At 56.6% G+C, this 11,325-nt stretch carries 7 protein-coding genes; 3 read left to right on the top strand and 4 right to left on the bottom strand.

Translation table 11 applies throughout. The annotated features are described in order from the left end of the window. Positions 1-92: 92 nt before the first annotated feature. From AC3IUE_RS04670 to AC3IUE_RS04660, 3 genes are all read right to left on the bottom strand, one after another. Complete coding sequence (locus AC3IUE_RS04670) at positions 93-2,645, bottom strand: LuxR C-terminal-related transcriptional regulator (RefSeq protein ID WP_489265838.1); 2,553 nt, start codon at positions 2,643-2,645, stop codon at positions 93-95. 140 nt (positions 2,646-2,785) lie between these two features. After that, on the bottom strand, positions 2,786-4,153 hold the full coding sequence (locus tag AC3IUE_RS04665) for a DUF1329 domain-containing protein (RefSeq protein WP_489265836.1): 1,368 nt from the start codon (positions 4,151-4,153) through the stop codon (positions 2,786-2,788). A 23-nt stretch (positions 4,154-4,176) separates the two neighbouring features. Continuing rightward, complete coding sequence (locus tag AC3IUE_RS04660) at positions 4,177-5,970, bottom strand: DUF1302 domain-containing protein (protein WP_489265834.1); 1,794 nt, start codon at positions 5,968-5,970, stop codon at positions 4,177-4,179. Between the two features lie 668 nt (positions 5,971-6,638). Between AC3IUE_RS04660 and AC3IUE_RS04655 the strand changes: the two genes are divergently transcribed. The 3 genes from AC3IUE_RS04655 (at position 6,639) to AC3IUE_RS04645 (ending at position 10,231) form a co-directional block, all read left to right on the top strand. Continuing rightward, positions 6,639-8,966, top strand: coding sequence for an S-type pyocin domain-containing protein (locus tag AC3IUE_RS04655; protein WP_489265832.1), 2,328 nt, complete (start codon positions 6,639-6,641; stop codon positions 8,964-8,966). A 1-nt stretch (position 8,967) separates the two neighbouring features. Next, positions 8,968-9,234: a bacteriocin immunity protein gene (locus AC3IUE_RS04650; protein ID WP_489265830.1), complete on the top strand. Its 267-nt coding sequence runs from the start codon at positions 8,968-8,970 to the stop codon at positions 9,232-9,234. Between the two features lie 229 nt (positions 9,235-9,463). After that, positions 9,464-10,231 (top strand): N-acetylmuramoyl-L-alanine amidase, encoded by a 768-nt coding sequence (locus tag AC3IUE_RS04645; protein WP_489265828.1) that lies wholly within the window; start codon positions 9,464-9,466, stop codon positions 10,229-10,231. A gap of 79 nt (positions 10,232-10,310) precedes the next feature. Here AC3IUE_RS04645 and AC3IUE_RS04640 read toward each other — a convergent pair whose 3' ends face one another. Beyond that, positions 10,311-11,222, bottom strand: a complete 912-nt coding sequence (locus tag AC3IUE_RS04640) for an SDR family oxidoreductase (protein ID WP_489265826.1) — start codon at positions 11,220-11,222, stop codon at positions 10,311-10,313. Between the last annotated feature and the right edge of the window lie 103 nt (positions 11,223-11,325).

Here is an 11,325-nt window from a genome sequence, read left to right as displayed (position 1 = left end):
GCAATCAAAACCAATAAAAACACCCACAACCCTTTGCAAAACATTAAACACCCAGGACATCAAAACAGATTCACAACATTATTAAAAATCAATTAACCGCACAAACCCAGCATTCTCGCCCGTGCTACTGCATGAGTCCTGCGTTCAACCCCTAATTTCCCATGAATTCGCCGGACATGTGTTTTAACGGTATGCAATGAGATGAACAACTTATCGGCTATTTGTCGGTTCGAATTTCCTGACGCAATCAACTCGAGCACTTCCAACTCCCTCAGGCTAAGTGGACTCTCATTAATACCTTTGTCAGAAAATGGCTCGTCATTAACTATGTGCAGTTCTGACAAGAGACCGGGACAACGCCGATTCAACTGCGCCAACAACTGCTGCAAGTTACAACGGCTCGCCTTCTCTTCGCCCTTGTCGAAAAACTGCCGGGCACTCTCCTGGTCCCCCATCATGAAGGCCGCCTCGGCCATCGCCAGCAGAAGCTCGGCTTCCAGGCTGACCATCCCGTTCGCTTGCGTGTGTTCAAACAGGGTTGTGAGCCGAGCCAAGGGATCCTCCACCCGTTGCAGTTTGGCCTCAGCCAGAATCAACAAATACTCAATCCGCGGAATCAACTCCAGTGTCGCCGGCGGTGCCTGCCGAGCATTCGACCCGCGATAGTGGCGCAACACGCGGGTCAGGGCCTCGTGTGCCAGTTCCGGACGGCCTTGTTGCAACCAGAGCTGGCTGCTGACTTGCAGCAGAACGCCGCGGTAGACCGTGTCTGGAATGTGCCGTTGTTGCATCAGCCGCTCGGCATCGCGCAACCGGACGAACGCCTGGGCGTAATCGCCCTGGTTCGCAGCCAATTGGGCCTGACCCAGAAACCCATACAACACGCGCTTGTCGTGGTTGCGCAAGCAATCGTCCAGGCCCGCCTGAAAGAACTCGGCAGCGCGCTCGTCTGCGCCCATACACAAGGCCAACCGCCCTCGCCGCAACGCAATCCGCCCCAACAAAGGTGCAGGTCGGTCCGAACGCTGGCGGAGCAATTCATCGATGTCGCAAAGCAGACTTTCGGCACGAGCCGGGGCGCCGCGCTGCTCCAGCCATTGCGCATGATCGAGCTCCATCAGGCCCTCGAACACCAGCGAACCTTGCGCCCGCGCCAGGCACAGCGCATCGCGGTTGTGGGCTTGCGCCACGTCGAGTTCGCCCCTTAGCAATGCCTGTTGCGTCAAACCGGACAAACACATCAGGCGCGCCGTCCAGCATTCGGGATCGAGCGCGCTCAACGCGTCAAGAAAGTGCGCGCGCGAAGCCTCCATTCGCCCCTGTAAATGCAGCAACCAACCCTGCAGGGCCTGCCAACGTGCAATCAGTTGACGCTGAAGCACCGTCGACGGTTGAGGCGTGAAATGCGCCAAATGAGCGATACAGGCAGTCGCCTGTTCGAAACGTCCGGCGAATAGCAGCGCAGCTGTAATCAATCCGACCAATTGCGGGCTGCCCAGCGTCAGTTCCTCGCCTTGCTGCTCATGCAAACGCAACAACAGCACCACCGTTTGCTCCTCGAACAAATGCTCGAAACTGAAGTGCTGCAACAGGCTGACCGCCACTTCGTATTCCTCGGCGAGCAATGCCTGTTCGAAGCCCGATTTCCAGTCCTGTTCGGTACAGAACCATTGGCAGGCACGCCGATGCCAGGAGCGTCCCGCCGGCCATTGCTCATCGCGCAACAACTGTGTGAACGGTGTGAATATCTGCAGCCAATCGGTGGAGTCCCCCCAAGGTTCGATAAAACAGCCCAGCGCTTGCAAGGTCCGCAAGTACTGAGCGCCCTCTCCGGCCCCGAACAGGTGATCGCACAGCCGGGCATTGAAGCGGGGCAGGTGCGCCAGCACGCGCCAGGCCTCGCTCAACTCAGGCGTCAGCGAGCTGAACAACTCATGCTCCAGGTAATCGAGCAAGGTGTCTGCCCGTCCCAGGGGTTTGTCCTGACGCGACCAGTCGCACTTGTGCAGCAATGCAATCCGCACACCGGCACACCAGCCGCCGGTGCGCTGGATGATCCGACTGGCCACCTTGCTGGCCTGCTCCGGTACCCAGGGCTGCAATATCTGCTCGACTTCACCTGGCGTGAAAGCCAGCGAAGTGCTTTCGCACTCGTACAACTCATCGTCGAGCAGCAACCTTGGCCAGTTGCAGGGCGGCCGGCGGCGAGCACCCAGCCACCAGGTCAACATCGGACTGCTGACCGCCAGCATGCGATCCAGCAGCAAGTCCAACTCGGGGTTCGGGACGCGGCAATAGTCATCGAGAAACAGCCAGGTTGGCGTCTGCAATCGTGACAGATACCCCAGCAACTCAGATTCACCTGACGTAGCCAGCCCCAGCGTCTCTGCCAGACGATGACGAAAATCCATCGCGCTCAACACCGCGCCAGACAATGGCAACCAATGCACCCGACACTGGGTTGGTGCCTGCAACAGGCATTCGGCGAGCAGCGCTGTCTTGCCACTGCCGGCCGGCGCGCAAAGTAATTTCACCCGGGCCGTGGAGGCCAGTAACGGCTCGCTCAAGCGAGCCCGTGACTGGTGGTGAGTGGACAGACGGGGCAGGAATCCAGAACGGTCCAGACACGGGATCATGGCGGTCATTGCGGCGTGCCTTTTTATAATTGTCCGGCAACCCTAGCCCTCTCTAACCCGCTTGTTGAGAAGTATTCAGCACGCTGATTGGCAGCCATAAAAAAGGCGACCACCCGGTCGCCTTTTGCACTGCCAATGTATCAAAACCCTTACCGAACGCCCTCGGCGCGCAAGGCCGATGGCGTGTAGTCGGCAGCCTTGGCTTCGAAGCCGAATTCGAAACTGTGCTTCTCTTCGTTCTTCATTCCCAGGGCAATGTATCGGCCGGCAATGATGTCGTAGAGCGCTTCGAGGGTGTAGGCCGGAGTCTGGTGATCGTAGTAGTACTGAGCGTGTCCCTCGGCCACTCGCCACAGCTGACCGCGACCGTCGTAATGGTCTGCCAGCGCTACTTGCCAACTGTCTTCGTCGAGGTACATGTGGCGTTTGGCGTAGATGTGTCGCTCGCTCGGCTTGACCGTACCGATAATTTCCCAGACCCGGTGCAACTCATAACGGGTCAGGTCCTGGTTGATGTGCCCGGCTTTCACAATGTCATCGTACTTGAGGCTCGGCGAGTCGAGTTTGTAGCTGTTGTAAGGGATGTACATTTCCTTCTTGCCGACCAGTTTCCAGTCGTAGCGATCCGGTGCACCGGAGAACATGTCGAAGTTGTCGGACGTGCGCAGGCCGTCAGCGGCAGTACCCGGCCCGTCATAAGCCACTTGGGGTGCGCGACGCACACGGCGCTGGCCGGCGTTGTAAATCCACGCCAGACGCGGCTCTTTCACCTGATCGAGGGTTTCGTGCACCAGCAGCACGTTACCCGCCAGACGCGCAGGTGCCGTCACCGATTGCTTGAAGAAGGTCAGCACGTTGGCGGCTTTTTCCGGGTCCAGTTCCTTCATCAATTGCGGTACGGCGATCTCTTCCTCAAAGCGGATCGGCGTGTAGCTGCCGTTCGTTTGCGGAGTCACCTGAGTGATGATGCGTCGCAGGTTGCCGCCGTGATAGCGGGTGATGTGGTTCCACAGCACCTCGACGCCGGTCTTCGGAATCGGGAAGGCGTAGTAACGGTTGCCGGTGAAGTTGGCCAGGCCGTTACCGTCGTTGATGCTGTTCACGTTCAGTGCGCTGCGTTTGGCCGACTCGTAAATCTCCGGGGGCAAGGCCACGGTGCGGTGGGTCGGGTAGACCGGAATCTTGTAGGTTTCCGGGTAGCGCTTGAACATCGCCACCTGACCTTCCGACAACTTGTCTTTGTACTTGTCGACCGTCGCGGCGGTGATGGTGAACAACGGTTTCTCACTGGCGAACGGGTCAGCCAGGAAGCCTTTGCTGTCCACCGCGCCGGCGTTTTTCGGGATGCCGCCGGTCCAGGCCGGGATCGAGCCATCAGCGTTGCCGGCCTTCTCGGCGCCCAGCGGCGTGAGGCTGGTGCCAAGCTTGTTGGCTTCTTCCGGCGAGACCGCCGCCATCACGTTGGCAGCCAGCAGACTCAAGGCCAGGGCGCCGCATTGCAGAATCATCTTGCGCATCAAATTCATCCTTCTCAGCCAGATCAGAAGTTCACGCCGAAGCTCAGCGCCAGGAAGTCGCGGTCTTCCAGGGTGTTGTAGTCACCACCGAAGAAATCGGTGTAACTGAGGCTCGCGGTATAGGTGTTGCGGTAGTCGGCATCGACGCCGACGCTGACGGCCTTGGCGCCTTCGTTGAACAGCCCGTTGGGGCCGTAGCCGGCGACGTCGTGGGACCAGGACAGGTTTGGTTTCAGGTTGATCCCGCCGATGACGTTGGCGTAATCGAGGATCGCCCGGGCGCGGTAGCCCCAGGAGGTCGAGGTGACGAAGCCGTCGGTATTGCCGCCAAAACCGTACTGGCCATAGACCGAGTCACGGCCGTAACGCAGTTTGGTTCGCGACTCCAGGCCACCGACATGCACCACCGCCGCTTCGCCCACCAGGGTCAGCCGCTGGGCACCCAACACTTGGTCAAAGAAGTGCGTCAGGGTGCTCTGGACCTGAGTCACTTCCTTGCGGCGATAGCCTTTGTTGTCGGCACCTGGCGTGGTCGCGATAGGCGATGCGGCGCCGCCTGCGATCGGGTTGAGCAAGGCCAGGGTCAGGTCGTTGGTGTTGACTTGCACCGGGGCGTTGGGGCGATAGCTGATCTCGCCGGTCCACGCCGTGCCGGTAGGCAAGGTGGTGGAAAAGCTCGCGCCGTAGAGACGAATGTCTTCCGGGTACTCAAGGTAATACTGGCCACGACCGAGCATCACACTCTGAGCCAGTGCAGACCCGGTACCGGGCGCGATTCTGTTGGCGGCACCGACGATGGCCGGGATCCGTGCCAGCGTTGTCAGGCCGGCAGTGGTGGTGCCGACCGTCGGAGTACGGCTGTGATAGTTCATGAAGTACAGACCGTACTCGGTGTCGTCGCCGAGCCAGCGCAGCGCCGTCCCCCACTGCCCGGAATCGCGGGCATCGCGGTCACCACCGCGCGGGACGATCACCCCTTCCTTGCTGACCTCGAAACCTTGGCCAAACGCTGCAGCGATCGGTTGCAACGGTGCAATCGCCGGGCTGGCAACCGTGTAATTCTTGTTGCAGCCGTCAGCCACCACGTCGTTGCCGAAGAAGGTGCCGCAGTTGTCGACGACGGTCTGGTCCCACTCCAGTTGATAGAAACCTTCCACCGAGAGTTGGTCGGTCAGGCTTTGGGAGGCGAACAGCATGTTCACCGGAATCAGGCCTTCCTTGATTTCGGCGCCAGGACGGCGGAACGCTGAAACGTCGATCGGGTTGATGCTGTTGATCGAGTTGCCGATGAAGGTACTTTCACCCCAACTCACCACCTGCTTGCCGGCGCGCACAGTGCCCGGCAGCTCGGCGATGGAATAGTTGTGATAGACGAAGGCGTCGAGCAACTGCGCCCCGGAGGACTTGGCGCCTTCCTTACGACCGCTGTCACTGATCGGTTTGAACTCACGATCCTCGTCCTTGAGTTCGAAGTCATACCAGTACTTGCCACGCACGAACACACCCGTGTCGCCGTACTTCAATTCGAGGTCATGAATACCCTTGAAGATCTTGGAGAAGGTTTCGCCCTTCTTGAAGTTCAGCCGCCCGTCATCCCCGGTCGAAGACTGGCCGGTCCCGCCATTGACGATGCCCACCAGAGATTTGTCGGCATCGCGCATGCCCCAGCTCGCGCCGACGGACAGCGAAGAATCAAAAGTCCCCTCGATTTCCCCGATGTTGAATGAAACAGCCTGCGCCTGGGCGCAGCAACCCAAGGCAACCGCAGCGGCGAGCGCTTGCGGCGTGAAGATGGCGCGCATTGTTGTTTTTGTCATGCGTCTTCCCCGGTGAGTGACAGAAGGCCCCACCCTACTGCCGCACGTTGGGAGCGATAAGCGCACCAAGGAGGTATTCGCGATGTACCTCCAAAGGATGAATCCCCGCATGGGACGGCGTTTTGCGCAGGTTATGGATGGGCTGGATGGGGGGTTATCAGCGCAGCGCATGTCGTGTGGGCGGGGCTTGTTGCCACTGTTACTCATGCTGCAACAGTTCATGTCATGAATCGCTATTTTTCCTTTTGGCTCAAGCGCTTATTCTTGCCGGGCTTTCACGGCAAACGGCCGGAAAGCACGAAGCAATGGCGAGTGCCCCGTCCACGTCATTGGCGACAGATTTCAGATGAATTGAAGATTTTCGACTCATCGCCCCGTGTTCACTGACGTTGATTTATAGCTCCTGATCAATCGTCTTACTTTGGCCGCTGCGTTTGCAGCGGCCTTTTTTATGGGCGAGTTTTGTCCCATTGCTGAATCCCCCTCGTTAGAGCAAGTGCTGCTCGACAACTAAAGAATGCTCTTACATAAAATAAAGACCAATCTCCCCACACACAAAACAGCACAAAACTGCGCACACTCCAAATAGAAACCACCTACAACCTTCTCGGACCCAGACTCACCCGCCCTGACGTAAGCTTGCTCAGCACCACCGATTAATTACGGTCATGGAAGATCCAAAAATGTCAGGAAAACACGGTCCCCCGCACGAATTACCGGCAACTAGTATTGTTGGACAAAGCACTACCATTGAATTACCAACAACTTATGTTGGAAAACAACCGAAACCTGGAAAGCACCCAAATGGCGGTGGGTTCAGCGTTCCACCGACACGGCCAGGAGGAATAGGCCCTGGAATTACATATAAGGAACATTTAAGAGGTCAAACTCTGAGGAACGTCTTTGCTACGGAGAAGTCAGCACAAAACGATTACGCGGCGAAATCCCAGGACTTGCCAAGAGCAACGGAGGTCGAATTCCAAAATTTTAAAACCCACTACCCCGCTGCAACAGCTACACAGACACAGGTACACCAACACGAACTAAACATCAGTAATATTTTAATTCAGCAGAAAACAGCTGAACTGCATGTACAAACAGGGCTCGCCAACGCGTTCTACGGGCACAGCCCTCTCAATGCGACAGCAAAAGACTATATCACCAAGGTAGAAACGCTGGAGAAAACTGTACAGCCTTATGGAACAGCTTATACAACATGGGCTAACGCCTACAAAGCTGCTTACTCTGCAAAACTACTGACAGAGCAAATTCAGCTTTTAAATAACAAACAAGTCCATGTGCAGAACCTTCTTGCCGCTGCGCATGCGCAAGAACAAAGGCAGCAAGCAGCGGATCAGGAAGCGCGACGTATAGCTGCTGAACAGGAGCGACTGGCGAATGAGCAAGAAACAAAACGCGTAGCTGCTGAAGAGGCGCGCATACAGGCGGAAGCTAACGCTTATGTTGAGGCTCAAGCTAAATCTAAAGCTCAGCTTCAGGCGGCTCTGGTTCAGCATGAGGCTCAAGAAAGGGCACGAATTGCAGCATTGAATACAGCTCTGGCTGAGGCTGAAGCCAAGGCAGAAGCAGCCGCACAGCATTTCGCAGCCGAGCAGGCTCGTCTCCAAGCTGACATGGAACAGCGAATCGAGCAGATACAAAAGCAACTGCAAACAGAAAGACAGAGTCTGGAGACTCGCAGGAAAGTCATTGATACAGCTACCGCCGTGGCTCAACGCCAAGCTCAACTGGCGAATCTGAAAATACAGCAGCAAAAGGAAAAGCAGGCGCAAGAGCGCGAGCGGCAACAGGCTCGTCTGGCGGCAGAGGCCGAGACCCAACGACAACTCGAGCAAGCACGCCTTCTGACGCAATGGCGCGAGGAAACAGAGGCTCGGTGGCAAAGCCCCTCGTTTGCCAATGTCGGTTCACTGGCGGCATTCGGCCCAACGTTTACCGGCACACTCGGAACTGTCGGCGTTAGTCCAGCGACGTCCTTGGCGCTCAGGACCGCGTTACGAGCAGCGGTATCCGCGGCTGTCGCAGCACTCGCGTCAGTAGCAGCGCCGGTCCTGGTCGGGTTCGCCGCTCTATTGGCTCCCTCCAGGCTGGGTAACGGTGATCTTTTCTCTGTCAGTGTTCCGCTGTCAGAACTCGCTCCTGATTCAACTGCCGACCTGTATGAACTGGCAGCCGCCGGAGGGGAAATCGACCTGCCAGTGAGACTCGGCTCGAGGACGATAGGCAACGGGGTAGAGATCGTTGTTGTTACCACTGACGGAGTGACAGTACCCGCGAGTGTGCCGGTAAGGTTCGCTCACTTTGACGCGCGCAAGAATGTTTACGTATCCGGCAGCACCGTCTCCAACGGCCCCGTCATCACCTGGACGCCGTTGGTAGAACCGCAGAATCCTTCAACGGAATTTCCGCTGATCGACACTGACCTGCCGATATATGAAGGCGCCACCGTCACCCCCGACGCGGGACGAATCGATCCGTTTCCAGAGCTGGATCGATACGGATTTGGTGGCTTTATCACCGTCTTTCCGATCGAGTCCGGGATCCCTCCGACGTTCACGATGTTCAGGGATCGGCGGCAGGATCCTGGTATTGCCAGTGGCGCCGGACAGTCGGTTTCAGGAGATTGGGTGAGTGCTGCCTCAACGCTGGAAGGGGCGCCGATCCCCAAGCAGATTGCGGATAATTTTCGAGGTCGGGAGTTTTCGAGTTTTAAAGCATTTCGCAGAGTATTTTGGAAGGCCGTGGCCAATGACCAATTTCTGATTGATCAGTTTACCCAACTCAACAAAATTGACGTGAGAGATGGTCTATCACCAAGTGCCCTCCCCTCGGAGCAAGTCGGTGGACGGAAGAAGTTTGAGATCCATCACATCAAGCCTATCAGTGAAGGCGGTGCGGTTTACGACATAGATAATCTTCGTATACTGACACCAAAGCAGCACATTGAAACTCATTCCAGAAAAGGAGAAATGTGAAATGAAACTAAAAAATAAACTCGAAGAATACACAGAATCCGAGTATCTGAATGTTATAAATCGCTTATTCCAAGGGAAATTCTCATCAGAGAAAGAACACGATGCATTTGTTGACAACATCGTAAGCACTTCAGAACACCCAAACGGCACAGGCGTTTTGTATTATCCAGAAGAAGGTGTTGAAGACGGCCCAGAAGGGGTATTAAAAGCCATTAAAACCTGGCGAGCAGCCAACGGCAAACCAGGTTTCAAACCCGAAGCACAGTAATTCAAACAAAGAAGCAAGCATTCGTGCTTGTTTCTTATACTGCCCATTCACAGCCAGCACTTAAGTGAACTCGAACGACACTGCCTACCACCTACACACTTCTCGGAAATCGACTACATCGTTCTGTAATAACACGAACCGCTTCAACGATTAAGGTTAATGACAAATCAGCCATTCATTTGTAATAGCGCACTGACTCTAACCTAATTCAATTGCGAGCAATCTTTTCATGAAACCTATTGATTACAAAAAGTACCGCCCCACTCAAAGTTCCAACACCCGCGTACGCTTTCTGATTTTCCACTACACAGCCGGCAACTTCTCCAGTTCGGTCAACGCACTGACCGGCCCGAATGTCAGCGCCCACTATCTGGTTCCCGACATCACCGATTCGAGCTACTTGAAAGCAGGTTATACCGGGCAGGAAGTGTTCAATCTCGTCGACGAATCCAAACGTGCATGGCACGCGGGCGTCAGTACCTGGGGCAACCGAAGCAATCTGAACGACACGTCCATCGGCGTTGAAATCGTCAACCTTGCAACGTTTAGCCAAGGTATTTTCAACTTTCCGCCGTATCAGCCAGAACAAATTGCCGCCATTGAAGAGCTGGCGTTGAACATCCTTGAACGCTATCCGGATATCAGCCCCACCCTCGTTCTAGGGCACTCGGATATTGCGGTCGGCCGCAAGAGTGACCCAGGGCCGAAATTCCCCTGGCACGCCCTTTACTTGAAAGGCGTGGGTGCCTGGTTCGACGATGCCACCCGAGATATCTATCTGCAGCAATACAACGAGACCGGCATTCCAGCCCGAAGCGACTTGTTCAAACTGTTCAAGACTTACGGGTATGACGTTTCCGGCGCGTCAACCGAACAAGGCTTCACACAACTGGTTCGGGCCTTTCAGCTGCATTTTCGCCCGGAAACTTACGACGGGATCATGGATGCGCAAACGGCCGCGAATCTGGCAGCATTGGTTCACAAGTACTTTCCTTGAAGACCGCTGTAAACCAGATGTCGGGACCGAATATTAAGAACCAGCAAGGTCAAAAAAACGGTGACCTTGCTGGTTTCCATCAAATCGAATACTTCTGCAAATTCGCCATCATTTCCTTCAGCGCTTCAAGGTTGTCCTGCGGGTGCGCCGCGCCTTCGAAATCGCAGATCTGTTGCCAATGTGCCGCCACATCTTCGGGGGAGAAACCAACCCGAGGATCAAACCCCGCGCCGAGGCTTCGTTCCCAGCGCACCTTGCCCATCCAGCCGCCACCGACTTCAAACAGCCCGGAGGTTTCCTGGCAGTTCTCGCTGGCGAGGTACACCACCAGCGGGCTGACCAGTTCCGGTTTGAGTTGTTCGAAGACTTGCGGCGGGATCAGGCCTTCGGTCATGCGAGTGCCGCCGGTGGGGGCGATGGCGTTGACCAGGATGTTGTTCTTGCGGCCTTCGATGGCCAGGGTGCGGGTCAGGCCGTAAAGGCCGAGTTTGGCCATGCCGTAGTTGGACTGGCCGAAGTTGCCGTAAATGCCCGACGTCGAAGCGGTGAAGATGATGCGGCCGTAGTTTTGCTCGCGCAGGTGCGGCCACGCAGCGCGGGTGACTTTGTAGGCGCCTTCGACGTGGACGCGGTAAACCAGGTCCCAGTCGCCGTCTTCCATTTTGTGGAAGGTTTTGTCCCGCAGGATCCCGGCGTTGTTGACCACTACATCGACACGACCGAAGGTGTCCAAGGCGTTCTGAACGATTTTGTCGCCGTCGGTGACGGAGTCATGGTTGGCCTCGGCGGTGCCACCGGCCTCACGAATTTCGGCCACTACTCGGTCGGCCGCCGAAGCGTTTGCGCCTTCGCCCTGAGCCGAGCCGCCGAGATCGTTGACCAGCACTTTGGCGCCCTGTTTGGCGAACAGCAGCGCGTGGGCCCGGCCCAGGCCGCCGCCTGCCCCCGTGATAATCACGACTTTATCTTCGAAGCGCACAGACTCATTCATTGGGGGACTCCAGCAGGCCAGGGGACAATAAGTTCGAGTGTCAGGCACGGCAATGCGAGTCACAATGAACAGGGGTGAGGCTGAATGGTGCGCGATAAGGCAG

The organism is Pseudomonas sp. GL_093 (genome assembly GCF_057837605.1).
This window is presented reverse-complemented; position numbering and strand designations above follow the sequence as displayed.